This window comes from Bradyrhizobium sp. LCT2, assembly GCF_009931255.1.
GTDB lineage: Bacteria > Pseudomonadota > Alphaproteobacteria > Rhizobiales > Xanthobacteraceae > Bradyrhizobium > Bradyrhizobium diazoefficiens.
Genome location: NZ_CP034432.1, coordinates 4,737,288 through 4,757,571, shown reverse-complemented (window position 1 = coordinate 4,757,571; position 20,284 = coordinate 4,737,288). Strand labels below are relative to the sequence as shown.

Here is a 20,284-nt window from a genome sequence, read left to right as displayed (position 1 = left end):
GTGTCAAGTCATTGAAAAACGCGCGCCATCAGGTGCTTACGCACACGGGTAAGCGACGCAAACTCGGCTGCGGAGATACCTTCCGCAGCCGTCACTTGTCAGGACGATTGGAGCGTTCCAGCGCCGCAAATCAGGCGCTGGCGTTCTCGACGGCGCGATCGGATCGATCGGCGTAGATGTAGAGCGGACGGGCCGTGCCTTCCACGACTTCGCGGGAAATCACGACTTCTTCCACACCTTCCAGACCCGGCAGGTCGAACATGGTCTCGAGCAGGATCGCCTCGAGGATCGAACGCAGGCCACGGGCGCCGGTCTTGCGCTCGATCGCCTTGCGGGCGACCGCGCCAAGCGCCTCGTCGGCAAAGGTCAGCTCGATGTTCTCCATCTCGAACAGGCGCTGGTACTGCTTCACAAGCGCGTTCTTCGGCTCGGTCAGGATCTTCTTCAGCGAGGTCTCGTCCAGATCCTCGAGCGTCGCCACGACAGGCAGACGGCCGACGAACTCGGGGATGAGACCATACTTCAGGAGATCCTCAGGCTCGACGTGACGGAAGATCTCGCCGGTACGGCGGTCCTCCGGCGCGAGCACCTGGGCGCCGAAGCCGATCGAGGTCGACCGTCCGCGTGCCGAGATGATCTTCTCGAGGCCGGCGAAGGCGCCGCCGCAGATGAACAGGATGTTGGTGGTATCCACCTGCAGGAACTCCTGCTGCGGATGCTTGCGGCCGCCCTGCGGCGGGACCGAAGCCACCGTGCCTTCCATGATCTTCAAGAGCGCCTGCTGCACGCCCTCACCCGACACGTCGCGCGTGATCGAGGGATTGTCGGACTTGCGGCTGATCTTGTCGATTTCGTCGATGTATACGATGCCGCGCTGGGCGCGCTCGACATTGTAGTCGGCGGCCTGGAGCAGCTTCAGGATGATGTTCTCGACGTCCTCACCGACATAGCCGGCTTCGGTCAGCGTCGTTGCGTCCGCCATCGTGAAGGGCACGTCCAGGATGCGGGCGAGCGTCTGCGCGAGCAGCGTCTTGCCCGAACCGGTCGGACCGATCAGCAGGATGTTCGACTTCGCGAGCTCGACGTCGTTGTGCTTGGTCTGGTGGTTGAGGCGCTTGTAGTGGTTGTGCACCGCGACCGACAGGACCTTCTTCGCGTGGCTCTGGCCGATCACGTAATCGTCCAGCACCTTGCAGATTTCCTTCGGCGTCGGAATGCCGTCGCGCGACTTGACCAGCGAGGACTTGTTCTCCTCGCGGATGATGTCCATGCAAAGCTCGACGCACTCGTCGCAGATGAAGACCGTGGGACCCGCGATCAGTTTGCGGACTTCGTGCTGGCTCTTGCCGCAGAACGAGCAATATAGCGTGTTCTTGGAGTCGCTCGTGCCGACCTTACTCATTCATGTCTCCGTCCGCGGTTCGATCCCGTTCCGCTCGATCGCTCCATCCCGACACACCGGTCGGTATGAAGTTCAAATAGAGCAAATTCCGTACCAAAAAAGACCCTACGCGCTACATCCCGTGCGAATCACGGTCACTCGATTCTCCCGCGATCATAGCGGATCATTCGTAGCCAACCATGCTGTCACCCGACTATCAAGAATTCGCTAATCGGGGGTCGCCGGCTACCCGTGACAATACCGTGATTTCAGGTCTTGGCACGGGCGAAGTGATCGAAATCACCCCGGCGTTGCTGGATTGCCACGAAAAACAAGCACGAAAGCGGAACTTTCTGCTTGTCGCAGGGCGCAAAACAGCGTTTTGCAGTGCGCACACGAGTCCTAAACGTGAACGCTCCCCTGAAGGTACCCGGGCGCCCCCGAGGGACGCCGCTACCGACCGGTAGTGCTACTGGGTCTTCGCCGCGCTCGGCTCTTCGGCGCGCTTGTCGATGACCCTGTCGACCAGGCCGAACTCCTTGGCGTCGTTGGCGGTCAGGAACTTGTCGCGTTCCAGCGCGTCCTCGATCGTCTTGTAGGTCTGGCCGGTATGCTTCACGTAGATCTCGTTCAGCCGCTTCTTCAGGTTCAGGATCTCCTGCGCGTGCAGCATGATGTCGGTGGCCTGGCCCTGGAAGCCGCCGGAGGGCTGATGCACCATGATGCGCGCGTTCGGCAGCGAGAAGCGCATGTCCTTCTCGCCGGCGGCGAGCAGAAGCGAGCCCATCGAGGCCGCCTGCCCCGTGCACAGCGTCGAGACCGGCGGGCGGATGAACTGCATGGTGTCGTAAATCGCAAGGCCCGACGTCACCACGCCGCCCGGCGAGTTGATGTACATCGAGATTTCCTTCTTCGGATTTTCCGCTTCGAGGAACAACAGCTGCGCGACGACCAGCGTCGACATGCCGTCCTCGACCGGACCGGTCAGGAAAATGATGCGCTCTTTCAGCAGGCGCGAGAAAATGTCGTAGGCGCGCTCGCCACGGTTGGTCTGCTCGACCACCATGGGCACGAGGTTCATGTAGGTTTCAACCGGATCGCGCATGAGTCACCTAGGGTTTTCGGAGGCGGACATCGCCACTCTTGGCTGCCAGTCTGGCTGGATTTGCCGGAAGGCCGATGGACGCCCGTGATGCAGGAAGTTGGTAGCGGTAGAAGTTTGGGTACAGGGTGTACCGACAGATATAGCCCAATTCGCGCCAGACAAGTGCGGAGCGAATTAAGGCTTAATCCGCCGGGCACTTGAAGCTGATTCTCGCAAGAAGGCCCAGCCAGCCACATGGCTAGCCGGGCCCTTCCGCTGATCATCCTTAATAGAAGACTGTCTCAAAGCCTTCAGGCCGCGGTCTTTTCCGCCTCATCGTCCTTGTAGAGGTCTTCGCGCGAAACCTTCTTCTCGGTCACGTTGGCGAGCTCGAGGATGAAGTCAACGACCTTGTCCTCATAGATCGGCGCACGAAGCTGGGCCAGCGCCTGGGCGTTGCTGCGGTAATAGTCCCAGACTTCCTTCTCGCGGCCGGGCATCTGGCGGGCTCGCTCGATCACGGCGCGGCCGACCTCGTCGTCGGTCACGGTGATCTTGTTCTTCTCGCCGATCTCGGAGAGCACGAGGCCGAGGCGCACGCGCCGGTCGGCGATCTTGCGGTACTCTTCCTTGGCGGCATCTTCGGTGGTGTCCTCGTCGGCAAAGGTCTTGCCGGCCGAGTCCATCTCGGCCTTGACCGAGTTCCACATCAGATTGAACTCCTCGTCGACGAGCGAGGGCGGCGCCTCGAAGCGATGCGCCTCGTCGAGACGGTCGAGCAGCGCGCGCTTGACGCGCTGGCGCGTCGCACCGGCGAACTCGGCAACCAGACGCTCGCGCGCGGCTTCCTTCAGCTTGTCCAGCGATTCGAGGCCGAGCGTCTTGGCGAACTCGTCATCGATCGCAATGTCCTGCGGCGCTTCGATCGAGGTCGCGGTGGTCTCGAACTCGGCCGGCTGGCCGGCGAGCTTGTCGTTCATGTAGTTCTTGGGGAACGACACTTTCAGCGTGCGCGTCTCGCCCGCGCCGATGCCGGTGAGCTGCTCCTCGAAGCCGGGGATGAAGGTGTTGGAGCCGATGACGACCTGGATGCCCTCGCCGGTGCCGCCCTCGAAGACTTCGCCGTTGATGGCGCCCTTGAAGTTGATGGTGACGCGGTCGCCCGACCCGGCCTTGGCGCCGTCGGCCTTCGCGGCATAGCCGCGGTTGGTGTCGGCGATGCGCTTGATCGCCTCGTCGACATCGGCGTCGGTAACGTCAGCCACGGGCTTCTCGACCTGGAAAGTCTTGAAGTCGGCGAGCGCGATCGACGGCACCACCTCGATCGCAACCGTGTAGGTCAGATCGGTCTTGCCGCTCAGCAGCTCCTCGACCTCGGCCTGCTCGTTCGGCATCGTGATCTTCGGCTCGGTCGCGAGGCGGAAGCCGCGCTCGGAGAACAGCTGCGTGTTGGTGTCGCGGATGGTCTGGTCGATGGTCTCGGCCATCACCGAGCGGCCATAGACCTTCTTCAGATGAGCGACCGGCACCTTGCCGGGACGGAAGCCGTTGATGCGGACCTTGTCCTTGAGGTCGACGAGCTTGGCGCCGGCCTTGGCGTCGAGATCAGACGCGGGAACGCTGATCTTGAACTCGTGCTTCAAACCTTCCGAGAGGGTTTCTGTGACCTGCATGGCGTCCAATCTTCTTCTCGTTCGGCCCCGGCACGCATGCGTCGGGACGCTGTCATTAATCGATCCAACGCGAGGCAAACGCCTCAACGCCGGTGGTTCATCAGAGCCCTGCTCCAGACGGAAAACATCCGCACGAAGCGAGGCCCTTCGGTAATCCGTGCAAACGCTGAAAGCGCTTGGTGCGGGCGGAGGGACTCGAACCCCCACAACTTTCGTCACTGGAACCTAAATCCAGCGCGTCTACCAGTTCCGCCACGCCCGCGTGAATTTGCATCAAGACCGGCCGCGATGCCGCGGGCGGCCGGGCTTATAGCATGCGCCTGACTGTTCGCAGCAAAAAAATGGCCTGATGGAGGCAGGCTTCAAGTAGGCACGATGGCTGGACTTATCCAGCGCGGCGTGGTCCGGATCGGGCCATGAAACCGCGGATCTTTCACCCGAGCCGACGCGAGGTTCTGGTTGGCCTCGGAGCCTCGGCTGCGGGGCTGATGGCCGGCGGCGCAGGTCCGTCCGTGACCGCCCAGATCGCCCTTCAGGCGAGGCCGGCAACGCTGGCTCTGAAGCCGGGGCAGCCGCCCACACCAATCTGGGAGCTGGCCGCCGTAAGCCATACCAGGGGCGTCCATCTCAAGCGCGGCGACCGCTGCGAGGTGGTGTTCCGCAACGACCTGCCTGTGCCGCTTGCCCCAGTCTGGTACGGCCTCAACGGCCCGGCTGCGGCGGACCCGCTGCGAGGGCGCGCGCCGACGGCGCCGGACGCGACTGAAACTTCAATTATTTCAATACCAAACGCCGGAACCCTGCTGACCGACTTTCGCCTCTTCGAGGACGGCCTGAAGCAGCCGGCGCGGCCGCTTCCGATCATCGCGGAGGAGACGAGCCGCATCGCCGTCGATCGTGACGAGGTCCTGCTGATCGAGGAATGGCGCCTGCGGCCGGATGGGACCGCGCTGCCCCCGGGCCGCGATCCCAAGGACACGACCCCGCTCTATACAATCAACGGGCAGACTTCATGCGAGCTCTCAGCCGCCGCCAATGAGCGGCTGCGGCTGCGCTTTATCAATGGCTCCCAACGCACTGTCCTCGCAATCAAATTGGAGAATCACGAGGTCCGCGTGATGGCCCTGGACGGACAGCCGGCCGAGCCGTTCCCGGCCCGCAACGGCGCCCTGGTGCTGGCCCCGGGCGGACGGGCCGACGCCTTTGTGGACGCAGCCACATCGGCCCAATTTCTGCTGCATGACGGCAAGGAGGCCCGCCCGATCGGAAACCTCTCGATCTCCGGCAGACTGGAGCGGCGCGCGCCGCTGTTGCCGCCACAACCGCTCCCTGCGAATGCCCTGCCCGACCAGCTCGATCTCAAAGGCGCCCTGCGGTTCGATGTCGCGCTCGGTGCACCCGATACCGGCTGGACGCGGCCTGCGGATTTCTCCACCTCGTCGGCGCCGGCCTTCCGCACCAGGACCGGCCGCACCGTCGTGCTGACCCTCAAGAACCCCGCGCCCCTCACCGCCGTGTTCCACCTGCACGGCCATCCCTTCCGCCTGCTCGACAAGCTCGACGACGGCTGGAAGCCCTATTGGCTCGACACGCTCGCGATCGAGTCCGGCCAGACCCAGCGCATCGCGTTCGCGGCGACCTCGCCCGGACGTTGGCTGATCGAATCCGTCGTGACCGACTGGGCCGCGCCGCGGCTGGTGCGCTGGTACGCGGTGGAGTGAGGTTTCGTAGGATGGGTAGAGCGCAGCGAAACCCACCGCCACCGTGCCGAGGTTTGAGATGATGGGTTTCGCTGCGCTCTACCCATCCTACCCGCCGTAGCGAGCAGCTCAGTACTCGATCCCCAGTGCGTTATAAATCCGCCGGTGCACGGCCGGGAGCGTCTCAGTCAGGTCCTCCGCGATCAGCCCCGGCCCCGCCTCGCTTGCCGCCTCGCCATGCATCCACACGCCGATGCTGGCGGCTTCGAAGGCCGGCACGCCCTGCGCCAGGAGCCCCGCGATGATACCGGAGAGCACGTCGCCCGCACCCGCCGTGGCGAGCCAGGGCGGCGCATTGGCGGCGATGGTGGCGCGGCCGTCTGGCGCGGCGATGGTGGTATCCGGCCCCTTCAGCAGCACCACCGCGCCGGAGCGTTCGGCGGCGGCGCGGACGCGCTCGAGCTTGGAACGGCCGGGGTGCTTGTTGCTGAGATCGGAGAACAGGCGCGGAAACTCGCCCTCGTGCGGCGTCAGCACCACCGCATTGTCGTGCGAGGCCTTGATCGATTCGAACAGGCGCTCGGGATTTGCGGCAAAGCTCGTCAGCGCATCCGCGTCGAGCACCAGATGCCGCTGCGCGCCAAGCGCGGTGTGGACGAAATCGCAGGTGCGATCGCCAACGCCCGTGCCGGGGCCGATGATGCAGGTGTTGTAGCGCTTGTCGCCGAGCAGCTCGCCGAACTCGATCGCGGTGTCGACGGGGCGAACCATCACCGCGGTCAGCGCGGCCGCATTGATCGCGAGCGCATCGCGCGGGCTCGCCAGCGTCACCAGGCCCGCGCCGGCCCGCAACGCGCCGCGCGCGGCAAGCCGCGCCGCGCCGGTCGCGGCTGCATCGCCCGAGACCGCCAGCACTTGCCCTCGCGCATATTTGTGGCCGTCGATCCGCGGCACCGGAAAGGCCGCGCCCCAGAAATCCGGGTCGTTCTCGAAGGTCTGCGGCCTGATCTCGTCAAGCACCTGTGCGTCGATACCGATATCGGCAACGCGCACGCGGCCGCAATGCATCCGCCCCGGCACCAGCAGGTGCGCCGGCTTCTTGCGGAAGAAGGTGACGGTCTCGGTGGCGTTGACCGCAGCTCCCAGCACGGCGGCGCTGGTGCCGTTGATGCCGCTCGGCAGATCGACCGCGAGCACCAAGGCACCATTGGCGTTGACGGCCTCGATCATCGCGCGCGCCTCGCCGTCAACGGGGCGGCTGAGGCCCGCACCGAACAGCGCGTCGATGATCAGCGCGGGCTTTCCGATCGCCTGCGGATTGAACGGGAGCACCGGGTGCTTCCAGCCGCGCGCGGCGGAGGCCGCGTCGCCCTGGAGCTGGTCGCGCTCGCACATCAGGATCACCGAGACCTCGCGGCCCTGGGCGGCGAGCTCGGCGGCTGCGACAAAACCGTCGCCGCCATTGTTGCCGGGGCCGGCCACGATCAGGATCGGCCCCTCCTCCACCAGCGCGTTGGCGGCCTCGGCGACCGCCTGGCCCGCGCTCAGCATCAGCTTGAAGCCGGGCGTGCCGGCCGCGATCGAGAGCTGGTCGGCGCGCTGCATTTCGGCGTTGGTCAGAACTTCCATGCCACTTCCCTGTACAAACGCCTCTTCAACAGGCATCTTCGGTGCCGATCCGACCGCCGGAACGCCGATTTGCCCACAGATTGAACCGTTTGCCTATTTCGTAGTCTTCGGTATTTTGGGCCGGTCGGCTCCACCTATCAGAGATGCTCGTTAAAAGGCTGATAACGCTCCAATAATCAGGGCATTTGCAACTTGGCATAGACCCTGCTTTCGAGGAAGCCGCTTCGGTTCGTCGTGCTCACTGACATCTATCAGGGTGTGGCCGGCCGTTGGTGCCGGGCTGGTCAGGGATCCCGGCATAGCGAAGACAAGATCGTGCGTGAGAAAAGCGCATCCTGACGAAGACGTTGCTATTTGATCGAAATGCCGGGAGGCGCGCAGTGAAGAAAATCGAAGCCATCATCAAGCCGTTCAAGCTCGACGAGGTGAAGGAAGCGCTTCAGGAAGTCGGCCTTCAGGGCATCACCGTCACCGAGGCCAAGGGCTTTGGCCGGCAGAAGGGACACGCCGAGCTTTACCGCGGCGCAGAATACATCGTCGACTTCCTGCCCAAGGTGAAGATCGAGATCGTGATCGGCGACGATCTGGTCGAGCGCGCCATCGACGCGATCCGCCGCGCTGCGCAGACCGGTCGCATCGGTGACGGCAAGATTTTCGTCTCCAACATCGAAGAGGCGATCCGCATCCGAACCGGCGAATCCGGGCTGGACGCTATCTGAGCCGGGTGCTATCCCGCATTTTGCGACACTCTGACAAGAAATAAGGCTGCTTCGGCGGCCCGAATTCGTTTGTGCGGTCGCGCGCGAACTCGCCAAAAGCGAGAATAATCCTGCTCATCTGGAAACCGACCCGCAGAGCCAAAAGGGGTATGCATGAAGACCGCCAAAGACGTCCTGAAATCGATCAAGGACAACGACGTCAAGTACGTCGACCTGCGCTTCACCGATCCGCGCGGCAAGTGGCAGCATGTGACGTTCGACGTCAGCATGATCGATGAAGACATATTTGCCGAAGGGACGATGTTCGACGGCTCCTCGATCGCCGGCTGGAAGGCGATCAACGAGTCCGACATGTGCCTGATGCCGGATCCGGTGACCGCGACGATCGATCCGTTCTTCGCCGAGACTACCATGGTCATCACCTGCGACGTGCTCGAGCCGACCACCGGCGAGCCCTACAACCGCGACCCCCGCGGCATCGCCAAGAAGGCGGAAGCCATGGTGAAGTCGATGGGCGTGGGCGACACCGTCTTCGTCGGCCCCGAAGCCGAGTTCTTCGTGTTCGACGACGTGCGCTTCTCCTCCAGCCCCTACAACACCGGCTTCAGGCTCGACTCCTCGGAGCTGCCGACCAACACCGACACCGAATATGAAGGCGGCAATCTCGGCCACCGCGTCCGCACCAAGGGCGGCTACTTCCCGGTCCCGCCGCAGGACTCGGTGCAGGACATGCGCTCGGAAATGCTCGGCGCCATGGCCAAGATGGGCGTCAAGGTCGAGAAGCATCACCACGAGGTCGCCTCCGCCCAGCACGAGCTCGGCATGAAGTTCGACACGCTGACGCTGATGGCCGACCATCTGCAGATCTACAAATACTGCATCCACCAGGTCGCCCACATCTACGGCAAGACCGCCACCTTCATGCCGAAGCCGGTCTATGGCGACAACGGCTCGGGCATGCACGTGCACCAGTCGATCTGGAAGGACGGCAAGCCGGTGTTCGCCGGCAACAAATATGCCGACCTGTCGGAGACCTGCCTCCACTACATCGGCGGCATCATCAAGCACGCCAAGGCGATCAACGCCTTCACCAACCCCTCGACCAACTCCTACAAGCGTCTGGTCCCGGGCTATGAGGCTCCCGTGCTGCTCGCCTATTCCGCGCGCAACCGGTCGGCCTCCTGCCGCATCCCCTACACCGCTTCGCCGAAGGCCAAGCGTGTCGAGGTGCGCTTCCCGGATCCGCTCGCCAATCCCTATCTCGGCTTCGCCGCGATGCTGATGGCCGGCCTCGACGGCATCAAGAACAAGATCGATCCGGGTCCGGCGATGGACAAGGACCTCTACGACCTGCCGAAGGAAGAGCTGAAGCAGATCCCGACGGTGTGCGGCAGCTTGCGCGAGGCGCTCGAAAACCTCGACAAGGACCGCGCCTTCCTCAAGGCCGGCGGCGTGTTCGACGACGACTTCATCGACAGCTACATCGAGCTGAAGATGACCGAAGTCGAGCGCTTCGAAATGACCCCGCACCCGGTCGAGTTCGACATGTACTATTCGGGCTAAGCGGCCCGAACTGTCTGCGACAAGCAAAAGGCGCTCCGCGAGGGGCGCCTTTTCGTTTTGGGGCGCCTCGTCGCCGATCCAGTCACCATGTCGCTGTAAAAGCCCGCTGGAGCTCGGCCGGCCCCGTCACGCCGCTCGCGATCAGCAACTGGGTGAGAACCCGTGCCTTCTGGGGATTGAGGTCCTCGGACACGACGAAGCCGTTCTTGTCATCGTCGACCTCGACATTGCGGGTGACGAAGCCAGACCGAACCCGCGTGGAACGGACGACGAGGATCCCTTTCTTCGCGGCCGCTTCGAGCGCATCGAGCGCCGGCTTCGACGTATTGCCGTCACCGACACCGGCCAGCACGATGCCTTTGGCGCCGTGGGAAATGGCGTCCTCGATCGGAACGGCGTCCATGTTGGCATGCGAGTAGACGATCTCGACCCGCGGCAATTGCTCGCCTGCCGGGAGCTGATAGGCCGCGCGCTTGAGACCGGCAGCCTGGGCCATGAAACGGATGCCGCCCGCGGTGTCGACATAGCCGATCGGCCCGCCGTTGGGAGAATTGAACGTCTCGATGCTCGTGGTGTTGGTCTTGGTGACCGAGCGTGCTCCCTCGATCTTGTCGTTCAGCACGGCCATGACGCCGCGACCGCGGGATCGGGGATCGGCGGCCACCTGGACCGCTTCGTACAGATTGCCGGGGCCATCCGCGCTGACGGCTGAAGCCGGACGCATCGAGCCGACGATGACCACCGGCTTGTCGCCACGCACCACATTGTCGAGAAAGAACGCCGTCTCCTCCAGCGTATCCGTGCCGTGGGTCACGATGACGCCGTCGGCCTCGTTCTTGTCGAAGGCCTCCTGAATGCGACGGGCCAGCGCAAACCAGACCTTGTCGTTCATGTCCTGGGATCCGATCGACGAAATCTGTTCGGCGTTCAGCTTTGCCAGCTTGTCCAGACCCGGCACCGACTGCATCAATTGCTCGCCCGTGATCTGGCCCGATTTGTACGCACCGGTCGCACGCGCGTCAGCCTGGCCTGCGATGGTGCCTCCCGTCGCAAGCACGAGAATGCGCGGCAGGCCTCCGGCCGAAGCGTCCTTGCCCGGCTCCGCAGCGTGCGCCGCTGCGCCGATGCCGCCGGACCAGAGCGCAAAAGACAGCAGTGGAATGGCAAGCATGGATGTTCGACGTTGGCGACAGCTGGCTGGGCTGGCGGTAGGCTTCGTCATCGAATTGTCCTCCCGTTCAAGTAGGGATCGACATTCGATACGCCCATTGAGGCCGAAGATGGGTCAGCCTGCTGCTTTCCCTATGGGTTGTCCCGCCGCGGCATAAAATGATCGAGCAAACCCGTCGGTAGCGGAAAGACGACGGTCGACGACCGCTCGCCCGCGATGTCGTGCAGGGCCGCGAAGTAACGTAGCTGCATCGCCTGCGGCTCCTGCGCGAGAATCCGACCGGCCTCGACGAGCTTTTCGGCGGCCTGCTGCTCGCCCATCGCGTTGATCACCTTGGCGCGCCGCAACCGTTCCGCTTCGGCCTGCTTGGCGATCGCGCGCACCATGGTTTCGTTGAGATCGATGTCCTTGATCTCGATCCCGGTGACCTTGATGCCCCAGACGTCGGTCTGCTTGTCGAGGATCTCCTGGATGTCGGCGTTCAACCTGTCGCGTTCGGCAAGCATCTCGTCGAGCTCGTGCTTGCCGAGCACCGAGCGTAACGTGGTCTGCGCGAGCTGGCTGGTGGCGGCCATGTAATCGCCGACCTTGATGATGGCCCGCTCGGGATCGACGATGCGGAAATACAGAACGGCGTTGACCTTGACGGAGACGTTGTCCCGCGAAATCACGTCCTGGGGCGGGACGACCTGAACCATCACCCGTAGATCGACCTTTACCAATTGCTGCACGACCGGAATGAGGATGATGAGGCCCGGGCCCTTCACGCCGGTAAAGCGACCGAGCGTAAAGACGACGCCACGCTCGTATTCACGCAGGATTCGAATAGCCTGGGATAGGAACATGATGACAAGCAACGCGAGCGCCGCATAGGTCAGATATTCCAGCATCATGACGGATCTCCCTCGCCTGTTCGGGCTGGTGCGCGCCGTATCAGCAGCGTCAGGTCGACGACGTTTGCGACTTCGACCGTCTCTCCGGGCTTGAACGTTTCGGCGCCGCGCGCCTGCCAGCGCTCGCCATGGGCGAAGACATGACCTTCGCTCCCACGCCAGTCGAGAACCTCGGCGGGCAAGCCTCGCATGGCCTGCGCGCCGACCCGCTCAGGAGCGTTGGCGGCACGCCGCAGCGAACCAAGCACGACGAGCGCAAAGCCGGTGAACACAGCTGCAGCGATGCCGATTACCCACCACGACAGGTGGTAGCCGGGCGCCTCGACCCTGAAAAGCATCAGCGCTCCCAGCACGAAAGCGACGATCCCTCCGAGACCGATCACCACCGTCGGATTGAAGGCTTCGACTGTGAGAAGCACTATGCCGACCAGCATCAGGGCAAGCCCGGCATAGTTGATCGGCAGCAAATTGAGCGCATAGAGCCCGATCAACAGGCAGATCGCGCCGACGACTCCCGGAGCGACGGCTCCGGGAGACATGAACTCGAAGATCAGGCCGTAGATGCCGACCATCAGGAGAATGAACGCCACATTCGGATCGGTGATGACCGCCAGGAAGCGGGATATCCATCCGGGGTCGATGGCTTCAACGACCGCATCCTTCGTCGCGAGGCGTTGCGTTTTGCCGCCTGCAACCTCCACCACGCGGCCATCGAGTTGCCTCAGCAATTCGGCCTGATCGCGCGCGACGAGATCGATGGCATGGGCCTCTAGCGCGCCGTTGGCAGAGAGAGTGGCGGCCTCACGGACCGCTTTCTCCGCCCAGTCCACATTGCGGTTGCGCAGCTCCGCAAGGCTACGGATGAATGCAACCGCATCATTGGTCACCTTTGCCGTCATCGCATCCTTGGGCTGATCCTTCTCGCCCTGCTGGTCACCGTCCTTCTTGTCCTTGCCGCCCTTGTCCGGTGTACCGCTCGGCAGACCCGGCAGCGGTCCGCCAATCTGCACCGGCGTTGCTGCACCAATATTGGTGCCCGGCGCCATCGCCGCGATGTGGGTCGCATAAAGGATATAGGTCCCCGCGCTCGCCGCGTGGGCGCCGGAGGGAGCGACGTAACCGACGACAGGGACGGGCGAGGCCAGCACATCGGCAATGATCTCGCGCATGCTGGAATTGAGTCCGCCGGGAGTGTTGATTCTCAGAAGCACGACCTCGGCGCGCCGTTCGCTTGCGTGGGCCAAGGCCTCCTTCACGTAACTGGCCGACGCGGGGCCAATGGCCCCGTCGATCGAAACAATCAGTGCAAGACGGCCGTTCTCCTCTGCTGAACTGGGAAGGAGGCAGCAGATCAAAGCCACGACGCCAATCGCCGTAACGAGGGCCGCCTTCATGGTCTGCACGGCAGGGCTCCCTTGCAGAACATATGGTGTTCGTCTCTTGAACCTCAATGCAGCCGTGTGCAGGCCCTTGTCTGATTGTGCGATGCAATGGAAATCGCCCCGCGGATCGGTTGAGCAGGGCGGTGGCGGACCATGCCTTGGGGACCATGCCTTGGGCTGATCCGCCCGCGCGCTTGGCGGCTACGGCCTCGCGATCCGCACCCCGTCCGCTCCGATCGCGCCGAACGTACTCGCGATGATCTCGCTCGTCGGCTGCATCCCGCCGAGCGACCAGTGCGAAGGTTCCTGCTCCTCGATCCTGACCCAGACGTTGCGGCGGAAGTCCGGACTGCCCTGCCCTTCGACCTCGACCAGGAGGTCGGTGACGCGTTCGAGCAGCGTTTTCTTCTGCGCGGCGTCCAGGATGCCGCGGACGGTGGATATGGTGACGTAAGGCATGTCTCTCTCCAATCATGTCGTGTGACGACAGAGCGAATTTGGACCCGGCGCCCCGGGCAGGGCAGTGGCGGATCAGCCAGAGATCGGGCAATTTCCGCCACGCATCGCTGGCGCCGATCGGTTAGGGTCGCCAGTGGCTGGCAGGAGATCCCATGAAGCTCGCAGTTCTGGCGCTGGAAGGTTGCATGCATTCGGCGATCTCAGGCGTCGCCGACGTCCTGTCGCTCGCCAATCACGTCATGCAGCAGAGCGGCGAAAAATCCCGCTTCACCTGGCAGACGCTGTCGCTCGACGGCAAGGCGGTGCGCGCCGGCGGCGGCCAGACGGTCGCAGTCGACGGCGCGATCGGCAAGCGCGCCGGCTTCGACGCGATCCTCGTCCCCGGCAACCTCGTCGATCACGTCACGGCCGAGCGCCTGCGGCCGCAATACGTCCGTGCCGGCGCCTGGCTGCGGCAACAGCACGCCAACGGCCGGCTGATCGGCGCCTTTTGCAGCGGCGTCTTCCTGCTTGCCGGAGCGGGCCTGCTCGACAACCGCCGCGCCACCATCACCTGGTGGCTGCAAAGCGAGCTCCGGCAGCGCCATCCCGCGATCGATCTCGCCCCCGACGCCGTCATCACCAGCGCGGACCGCGTCGTCTGCGCCGCCGGCCCGATGTCGTGGGTCGACCTCCTGCTCAGGCTGATCGAGATGGTCGACGGCAAGCAGATCGCAAAACTGTGCGCGGACTACGTCGTCATCGACACCGCACAGCGCACCCAATCGATCTTCATGCCCGTGGGCTACCTGCTCTCGCAGGACCCGCTGCTGACCAGGGCCGACCTGCTGGTTCGTCGCACCGGCAAGAGCCCGATGACGGTCAAGCGCCTTGCCGGCGCGCTCGGCCTCAGCGAGCGCACGCTGAACCGGAAGTTTCAGGAGCTCACGCACGAGCCGCCACAAGCCTTCATCATGCGCCGCCGCGTCGAGCACGCGCGCACGCTGCTGGAGACAACGACGCAGCCGATCAAGACCATCGCGCGCACGACAGGGTATGAAGACGAGAGCAGCTTTCGCAAGGCGTTCCGCAAGCTGACGTTGATGTCGCCTCAGGCGTATCGCGCGCGGCGGATGGAGCGGACGGCGTAACCGCTGACCAAGGGTGTTCGACCCAGCTTAGCGCCTTGCTCGCCCAGCAAATCCACAACTGCGGCGACAGTGCACTTAACTCTGCTCCGGCCCGACGCCGTGAGCAGATCGCGGCCGAGCAATACCGTAATACGCAGTAATCGAACTCGTCTCAGAAAGATGCAGCCATCCTCGCGCGAGAAACAGGTCGCGCCATGAGGTGGATCAACGAGTTGGCGCGACTTTTCTGATGTAATGATGTTTGAAGAGTTGACCCGCGCCACCGGATCGAAGCCGAAGGGAGGCGACATTGACGAGTTCCCCTGACCGATACGGTACTATTCCCCAGTTCCTCCACTGGGCGACGGTCGTTTTGGTGATCGTTGCGTGGACGCTCGGCATATTTGGCGATGACTTGCCCAAGGGTGGCGCGCGCGAGACAGGCCTGCTTGTTCATGTTTCCGCCGGCCTGTTGATCTTGGCCGCATTGATCATGCGGCTGGTGTGGAGGGCGGCCGTTCCGCCGCCGGCTCCCGAGCCAAACGAATTCCGCAGATGGCTTGGCGCCTTCGCCGACCCATCCGCCCGTCTTTTTCATTATACGCTCTACGCCTTGCTCGTTGTCGTTCCGGTCGCCGGGATCGTTACGCAGTTTGCGCGTGGCGAGGCGTTGCCGCTGCTCGGCATCTACGAAATATCATCGCCATGGATACGAGATAGAGCCTTCGCGCATTCGGTCAAGGAGATCCACGAAATTGCGGCCCACGCGCTTGTATTCGTCGCGTTCTTTCATGCTGGCGCAGCTCTGATCCATCATATCGTTTTTCGCGACAATACGCTGAACCGCATGCTACCTCGCGGCAAATGATGACGTACCACGGGTACCGCAACATCCTCGGCGAGTGATGCAACGATCGAGGCGGCGGCGGACCAACGTGCTATTTCTGGACCTTTGTGGCGCCGCATGAACCGTGGGGTGCAGGTTCGCGACCGGCTCATCCAGCGCAAACGACGCCCCCCGCAAGCCCGTCCGGAGAGCGACAAGGCATGATGGGTGGTGGAGACATGATGGGTCGCGCGATGAAGGGGCGCAGCACGATGGGTGTGGACGCGATGGGGCCTCCCATAATGTTCCGCATGATGTTTGCGCTTATGGACTCCGACGGCGACGGAGCCATCTCGTCGGCGGAGTTTCAGGCAGCCCACGAGCGAATTTTCAAGGCAATGGACAGCAATAAGGATGGCAAACTCACGCCGGAAGAGATGCAAGCGTTCCTACAAACCAGAAGATAGGCTGACTATCCGCCAAACGAGCTATCCCCCAGCAGGACCTCCGAGCGGCGTGGGTCCCGGATCAGCGCTTCGCTTGTCCGGGACACGAACGTGGTCTACGCCGTCGCGCGCTGCCGCTCCACCAGCGCTGCGCCAAACGCCTCGAACAGCTTCCGGTTGATCGGATTGCGCTGGGGATCGTATTCGGCGTGCCATTGCACGCCGAGCGCAAAGGTCGGGGCTTCCGCGATGCGGATGGCCTCGATGGTGCCGTCCTCGGCGACACCTTCGATCAGCACGCGCTTGCCGGGATCGAGGATGCCCTGGCCGTGCAGAGAATTGACCCGGATCCTCTCACAGCCCAGCAGCCGTGCGAACGCCCCGCCCGGCGTGAGGTCGACATCGTGGCGGTCGGCGAACACCACGGTCGGATCGGGGTGGATCTCGCCGTTCTCGAGCCGGGGCATGCGATGGTTCATGCGGCCCGGGATCTCGCGGATCTCGGGGTGCAGCGAGCCGCCGAAGGCGACGTTCATCTCCTGGAGGCCGCGGCAGATGCCGAACAGCGGGATGCCGCGGGCAACGCAGGCGACCGAAAGCGCCAGCGCCACCTCGTCGCGGTGGATGTCGTAGGGCTCGTGCTTCTCGCAAGGGTCTACGTTGAAGCGGGTCGGATGGACGTTGGCGCGGGCGCCCGTGAGGACGATGCCGTCGACGGTATCGAGCAACGCACCGATGTCGGTGATGTCGGGCGAGCCCGCAAACATCACCGGCAGGCCGCCGGAGACCTCGGCCACCGCACGCAAATTGCGCTCGCCGACCATCTGGACCTGAAATCGATTTTCGACGCGATGGGCGTTCCCGATCACGCCGACGACCGGCTTTCTCATCTTCCGTTTCCGACCTCCCCCGTAAGAAGATTCTCCAAACATGCCCTTCCGATGGAACAAATTCAACCGAAGGGATTGCGGGACGGCAATGCTATTTTCGCGCCTTTGGCGCCGCGTCGGCCCCCCTTTCGCGCCCGGCGTCGGCCAAAGCAGGCCCGCCGAGGCGTCAAACCGGTGCATAGCCTCGGCTTGATCCCAGGTGAGATTTGGCGAAAGAGTGCGCTCTGCGGCCTTCCCAAAAGGAGACGACGTGACAATTTCCCGAGATGAACGACCCCGGACCCGCAGCGACCTGGCCTGGGCCATCTCGGTCGGCGGCATCAGCGTCGTGCTGGTCACGGCGCTGCTCGCCTTCACCTGGTATTTTGCCGCCACCCTGCTCCTGATCTTCACCGGCATGCTGCTCGGCGTCGGACTCAACGCGCTGACCAATGCACTCGGCCGCCGCGTGCACCTGCCGCACACAATACGGCTTGCGATCGTCTGCATCGCGCTGGCCCTGATGCTCGCGGGCGTCGCCTATCTCGGCGGCGCCACCATCGCCGAACAGGCCTCGCTGCTCAGCAAGACCATCAGGTCGCAGATCACCAACGTGAAGTCCTTTCTCGACAACCACGGCATCGACACCAGCTTCTTCGATTTCGGCAACGCCGCACCCGCCGCCTCCACCGATGCAGGGTCGACGCCCACCCCAAACACGGCCCCGCGCGGCAATTTGCCGGGTGCAGGCGCCCTCGCGTCCAGCGGCGGGGCGATCGTGAGCCAGACCTTCAAGCTGCTGCTCGGCACCATCAGCGCCGTCGGCAACATCTTCATCGTGCTGTTTCTCGGGCTGGCCTTCGCTGCCCAGCCCAGCGTCTATCACGACGGCCTGCTGTTCCTCGTGCCGGCCAGGCACCGCACGCGGGCTACGCTCATCGTCGACCGCATCAGCGAGACGCTGGAGCGCTGGCTGATCGCGCAGATCATCGTCATGCTGGCAGTCGGCGTGGTGACCTGGATCGGGCTGGCCATCATCGGCATCCCCGGGTCGTTCATCCTGGGAATCCAGGCCGGCCTCCTCGCCTTCATCCCGACCGTCGGCGCCATCATCGCCGGCGTCGTCGTGGTGCTGGCGAGTCTCGCCTCGGGCTGGATCCCGGCGCTATCCGCACTGATCCTGTTTCTCGGCGTGCATGCGATGGAGAGCTACGTGCTGACGCCGCTGCTCCAGCGGCAGGCGCTGGACATTCCGCCGGCCACGCTGTTCGCGTTCCAGATCCTGCTCGGCGTCGTCTTTGGAATCTGGGGCCTGGCGCTGGCGCTGCCACTGGTCGCCATCGCCAAGGTCATGATCGACCATTTCAAGACCTATGAGGCGCCGCCCCTGGCAGAGGCGGCTTGAGGTGGCTCAGGTCGTCAGCACAGTCTCGGTGTGCTCGACCTCCGGGGGCGCAGCAAAATACTGGCCGACGAGGCCGCGCCATTCGGTGAAGTTCTCGGAGCCGCGGAAATCGACGGTGTGGTTCTCCAGCGTCGCCCATTTCACCATCAGGCGATAGCGCTGCGGCTTCTCGATCGACTTGTGCAGCTCGAAGCCGTGAAAGCCCTTGGAGCGGCCGAACGCGGCCTTGGCCTTGGCGACGGCGGCCTCGAAATCCTTCTCGCTGCCCGGCTTGACGTCGATTTGCGCGATCTCGGTGATCATCGGCTTCCACCCTCCTTGTTTGACGGGCGTGTCTACCGCACCCCGCCCAAAAGAAAAAGGCGCCGAAACGGCGCCCTGGCTGGCCGGAAACTGCAGGTCTCTCAGGCGAACAGCAGGACGGTGCCTGCCACGATGAGCGCGCAACCGACGAACAGCGCGAGCGGCCAATAGCTGCGGCGCTGCTGCGTGTAGCGTCCCTGGGCACGGCGCTCGGTGATCAGCGCCGTCTCATATTCCTCCGCGGTCGAGAACAGACAGGCGAAGCCGCCTCGCGCCGAGGCGGCTTGAGCTTCGAGCGACATCAGGGCGGCCTGCGGGGTCTGTCGACGGATCGATTCCATGACCGGAATGGTAGGGATCGAATGGTAAACAAGGAATTACCGCAGGGCCCTTTGCCTCAAGCCGTGGCCGGACGCGCCTGCGGCGCGCCGATCCGCGCGGCGCTCTGGCGGCGCCAGTTCTCCAGCGACAGCGGCAGCTCCTCCGCGGCCTCGACGCGGTTACGGCCGCCGCGCTTGGCCTGGTAGAGTGCAGTGTCGGCCGAGGCCAGCAGCACCTCGAGCTCGGTACCGGCCGGACCGCCGGCGACGCCAATGCTGACGGTGGTGTCGACCGGGCCCTCATCGACCACGACGCCGGAGGTCTCGAAGGCTTCGCGCACGCGCTCGGCGACCAGCACGCCCTCCTCCAGCGAACACGGCAGCAACGCCGCGAATTCCTCGCCGCCGATGCGGCCCGACATGTCGGTGATGCGCAGATTGCTGACGACCACGGTCGAGAACAGTTTCAGCATCTCGTCGCCGGCGGGATGGCCGAAGCGGTCGTTGATCGACTTGAAGTGGTCGATGTCGAAGATCATCACGGTCACGGGACGCCCGGCCTTGGCCTCGCGCTCGATCACGCGGCCGCAGGCTTCGGAGAAGCCGCGGCGGTTGAGCATGCCGGTCAGGGGATCGGTGGATGCGGCGGTCCGGTGCGCGGTGACGGCGCGCTCCGACACCAGCATGAAGATCACGAACACGGTGCCGACGGCATAGAGCACGAGCTCGACCGCGAACACGGTGACCCAGATGCTGCTGGAGAAGCCGGCATCGTGCGGGCGCAGGAAGCTGCCGAGCAGGATCGGCAGCATCAGCACGCAGCCGTGCATCACCGGCACCACGAAGGCCGGCCAGCGCCGTTGCAGGCTCTTGCGCCGCTCGACCCAGAGCTCGCTTGCGGTCAGCGCGGCATAGACCGAGACGATGCCGGCGCCGATGATCATGCGCAGCATGGACGCCGCGGGATCGAGCAGCGTCACGGCGGCGGCCCATGCGAGCGCGCCGAGCACGAGGCCGGGCCAGTTCGGCTTGCGACCGTGGAAGACGCGCGCCGCGTTCCACACCATGCCGCAGGCGACGAAGCCGACGGCATTTAACGCCAGATAGAGATGCGGCCCCAGCCTGTCGCCGGCCGCCGTCCACAACGCGACCGAGGCCGCGCCGAGGAGATAGGCGGTGCCCCACCATTTCAGCGCAGGACTGTTCTCCTGCCTGCCGAAGAACACCATCATGGCGCCGAGCAGTGCGGCGACCATGGTGGCAACCAAATAGAGCGTGATGCTATCGAGCGACATCATGTCGGCCCCCTTGAAAACATAGCAGTTACGCGACCGGCCCAGCCGATTTGCGCG

General features: G+C 64.2%; 19 protein-coding genes and 1 tRNA gene. 7 read left to right on the top strand and 13 right to left on the bottom strand.

What is annotated here, in order from left to right:
• Positions 1-130: 130 nt before the first annotated feature.
• From clpX to EI171_RS22990, 4 genes are all read right to left on the bottom strand, one after another.
• The gene (gene clpX / locus EI171_RS23005; protein ID WP_008547851.1) at positions 131-1,402 is read right to left on the bottom strand and encodes an ATP-dependent Clp protease ATP-binding subunit ClpX; all 1,272 of its coding nucleotides are present in this window, start codon (positions 1,400-1,402) and stop codon (positions 131-133) included.
• Between the two features lie 448 nt (positions 1,403-1,850).
• A complete protein-coding gene (locus EI171_RS23000; RefSeq protein WP_110116199.1) occupies positions 1,851-2,486 on the bottom strand; it encodes an ATP-dependent Clp protease proteolytic subunit in 636 nt (211 codons plus the stop codon).
• A gap of 290 nt (positions 2,487-2,776) precedes the next feature.
• Entirely contained in the window at positions 2,777-4,138 is a 1,362-nt protein-coding gene (tig, locus tag EI171_RS22995) for a trigger factor (protein WP_110116200.1), read from the bottom strand.
• Positions 4,139-4,315: 177 nt separating this feature from the next.
• A tRNA-Leu gene (locus EI171_RS22990) sits at positions 4,316-4,400 on the bottom strand.
• Between the two features lie 154 nt (positions 4,401-4,554).
• On the opposite strand from EI171_RS22990, the gene EI171_RS22985 reads away from it, so the two are divergent.
• Positions 4,555-5,859 (top strand): multicopper oxidase family protein, encoded by a 1,305-nt coding sequence (locus tag EI171_RS22985; protein ID WP_161534756.1) that lies wholly within the window; start codon positions 4,555-4,557, stop codon positions 5,857-5,859.
• 108 nt (positions 5,860-5,967) lie between these two features.
• On the opposite strand, the gene EI171_RS22980 is transcribed toward EI171_RS22985, so the two are convergent.
• Positions 5,968-7,467, bottom strand: a complete 1,500-nt coding sequence (locus EI171_RS22980; RefSeq protein WP_161534755.1) for an NAD(P)H-hydrate dehydratase — start codon at positions 7,465-7,467, stop codon at positions 5,968-5,970.
• 380 nt (positions 7,468-7,847) lie between these two features.
• Here EI171_RS22980 and EI171_RS22975 point away from each other — a divergent pair, with 380 nt between their 5' ends.
• A complete protein-coding gene (locus EI171_RS22975) occupies positions 7,848-8,186 on the top strand; it encodes a P-II family nitrogen regulator (RefSeq protein ID WP_007603495.1) in 339 nt (112 codons plus the stop codon).
• A gap of 153 nt (positions 8,187-8,339) precedes the next feature.
• Positions 8,340-9,749: a type I glutamate--ammonia ligase gene (gene glnA, locus EI171_RS22970; RefSeq protein WP_011087712.1), complete on the top strand. Its 1,410-nt coding sequence runs from the start codon at positions 8,340-8,342 to the stop codon at positions 9,747-9,749.
• Between the two features lie 82 nt (positions 9,750-9,831).
• Here the strand turns inward: glnA and EI171_RS22965 are convergent, their stop codons facing one another.
• From EI171_RS22965 to EI171_RS22950, 4 genes are all read right to left on the bottom strand, one after another.
• Positions 9,832-10,920, bottom strand: a complete 1,089-nt coding sequence (locus tag EI171_RS22965) for an asparaginase (protein ID WP_231166493.1) — start codon at positions 10,918-10,920, stop codon at positions 9,832-9,834.
• A 131-nt stretch (positions 10,921-11,051) separates the two neighbouring features.
• Positions 11,052-11,813, bottom strand: a complete 762-nt coding sequence (locus EI171_RS22960) for a slipin family protein (RefSeq protein ID WP_028171684.1) — start codon at positions 11,811-11,813, stop codon at positions 11,052-11,054.
• Positions 11,810-13,216 carry a nodulation protein NfeD gene (locus tag EI171_RS22955; RefSeq protein WP_028171683.1) on the bottom strand — a complete coding sequence of 469 codons (1,407 nt, stop codon included), beginning with the start codon at positions 13,214-13,216 and terminating at the stop codon, positions 11,810-11,812. The genes EI171_RS22960 and EI171_RS22955 overlap by 4 nt, the downstream gene beginning before the upstream one ends.
• Positions 13,217-13,396: 180 nt before the next feature.
• Complete coding sequence (locus EI171_RS22950; RefSeq protein WP_011087716.1) at positions 13,397-13,654, bottom strand: tautomerase family protein; 258 nt, start codon at positions 13,652-13,654, stop codon at positions 13,397-13,399.
• 152 nt (positions 13,655-13,806) lie between these two features.
• Between EI171_RS22950 and EI171_RS22945 the strand changes: the two genes are divergently transcribed.
• From EI171_RS22945 to EI171_RS22935, 3 genes are all read left to right on the top strand, one after another.
• On the top strand, positions 13,807-14,784 hold the full coding sequence (locus tag EI171_RS22945) for a GlxA family transcriptional regulator (protein WP_028171682.1): 978 nt from the start codon (positions 13,807-13,809) through the stop codon (positions 14,782-14,784).
• A gap of 289 nt (positions 14,785-15,073) precedes the next feature.
• Positions 15,074-15,631 (top strand): cytochrome b, encoded by a 558-nt coding sequence (locus tag EI171_RS22940; protein ID WP_246740249.1) that lies wholly within the window; start codon positions 15,074-15,076, stop codon positions 15,629-15,631.
• A 179-nt stretch (positions 15,632-15,810) separates the two neighbouring features.
• Positions 15,811-16,056 (top strand): EF-hand domain-containing protein, encoded by a 246-nt coding sequence (locus EI171_RS22935; RefSeq protein ID WP_082757040.1) that lies wholly within the window; start codon positions 15,811-15,813, stop codon positions 16,054-16,056.
• 95 nt (positions 16,057-16,151) lie between these two features.
• On the opposite strand, the gene EI171_RS22930 is transcribed toward EI171_RS22935, so the two are convergent.
• Positions 16,152-16,925 carry a gamma-glutamyl-gamma-aminobutyrate hydrolase family protein gene (locus EI171_RS22930; protein WP_028171680.1) on the bottom strand — a complete coding sequence of 258 codons (774 nt, stop codon included), beginning with the start codon at positions 16,923-16,925 and terminating at the stop codon, positions 16,152-16,154.
• 250 nt (positions 16,926-17,175) lie between these two features.
• Here EI171_RS22930 and EI171_RS22925 point away from each other — a divergent pair, with 250 nt between their 5' ends.
• Positions 17,176-18,309, top strand: coding sequence for an AI-2E family transporter (locus tag EI171_RS22925; protein ID WP_161534754.1), 1,134 nt, complete (start codon positions 17,176-17,178; stop codon positions 18,307-18,309).
• Positions 18,310-18,315: 6 nt separating this feature from the next.
• On the opposite strand, the gene EI171_RS22920 is transcribed toward EI171_RS22925, so the two are convergent.
• The 3 genes from EI171_RS22920 to EI171_RS22910 form a co-directional block, all read right to left on the bottom strand.
• Complete coding sequence (locus EI171_RS22920) at positions 18,316-18,612, bottom strand: antibiotic biosynthesis monooxygenase (protein ID WP_025036647.1); 297 nt, start codon at positions 18,610-18,612, stop codon at positions 18,316-18,318.
• A 101-nt stretch (positions 18,613-18,713) separates the two neighbouring features.
• Positions 18,714-18,953 carry a hypothetical protein gene (locus EI171_RS22915; protein WP_038966313.1) on the bottom strand — a complete coding sequence of 80 codons (240 nt, stop codon included), beginning with the start codon at positions 18,951-18,953 and terminating at the stop codon, positions 18,714-18,716.
• 56 nt (positions 18,954-19,009) lie between these two features.
• Positions 19,010-20,230 (bottom strand): diguanylate cyclase, encoded by a 1,221-nt coding sequence (locus tag EI171_RS22910; protein WP_038966314.1) that lies wholly within the window; start codon positions 20,228-20,230, stop codon positions 19,010-19,012.
• Between the last annotated feature and the right edge of the window lie 54 nt (positions 20,231-20,284).

Coding starts and splice junctions, on each gene's coding strand:
- glnA (WP_011087712.1), top strand. CDS start 8,340: ATGAAGACCGCCAAAGACGTCCTGAAATCGATCAAGGACAACGACGTC.
- EI171_RS22915 (WP_038966313.1), bottom strand. CDS start 18,953: ATGGAATCGATCCGTCGACAGACCCCGCAGGCCGCCCTGATGTCGCTC.
- EI171_RS23000 (WP_110116199.1), bottom strand. CDS start 2,486: ATGCGCGATCCGGTTGAAACCTACATGAACCTCGTGCCCATGGTGGTC.
- EI171_RS22950 (WP_011087716.1), bottom strand. CDS start 13,654: ATGCCTTACGTCACCATATCCACCGTCCGCGGCATCCTGGACGCCGCG.
- EI171_RS22930 (WP_028171680.1), bottom strand. CDS start 16,925: ATGAGAAAGCCGGTCGTCGGCGTGATCGGGAACGCCCATCGCGTCGAA.
- EI171_RS22920 (WP_025036647.1), bottom strand. CDS start 18,612: ATGATCACCGAGATCGCGCAAATCGACGTCAAGCCGGGCAGCGAGAAG.
- EI171_RS22965 (WP_231166493.1), bottom strand. CDS start 10,920: ATGCTTGCCATTCCACTGCTGTCTTTTGCGCTCTGGTCCGGCGGCATC.
- clpX (WP_008547851.1), bottom strand. CDS start 1,402: ATGAGTAAGGTCGGCACGAGCGACTCCAAGAACACGCTATATTGCTCG.
- EI171_RS22960 (WP_028171684.1), bottom strand. CDS start 11,813: ATGATGCTGGAATATCTGACCTATGCGGCGCTCGCGTTGCTTGTCATC.
- EI171_RS22985 (WP_161534756.1), top strand. CDS start 4,555: ATGAAACCGCGGATCTTTCACCCGAGCCGACGCGAGGTTCTGGTTGGC.
- EI171_RS22910 (WP_038966314.1), bottom strand. CDS start 20,230: ATGATGTCGCTCGATAGCATCACGCTCTATTTGGTTGCCACCATGGTC.
- tig (WP_110116200.1), bottom strand. CDS start 4,138: ATGCAGGTCACAGAAACCCTCTCGGAAGGTTTGAAGCACGAGTTCAAG.
- EI171_RS22980 (WP_161534755.1), bottom strand. CDS start 7,467: ATGGAAGTTCTGACCAACGCCGAAATGCAGCGCGCCGACCAGCTCTCG.
- EI171_RS22935 (WP_082757040.1), top strand. CDS start 15,811: ATGATGGGTGGTGGAGACATGATGGGTCGCGCGATGAAGGGGCGCAGC.
- EI171_RS22945 (WP_028171682.1), top strand. CDS start 13,807: ATGAAGCTCGCAGTTCTGGCGCTGGAAGGTTGCATGCATTCGGCGATC.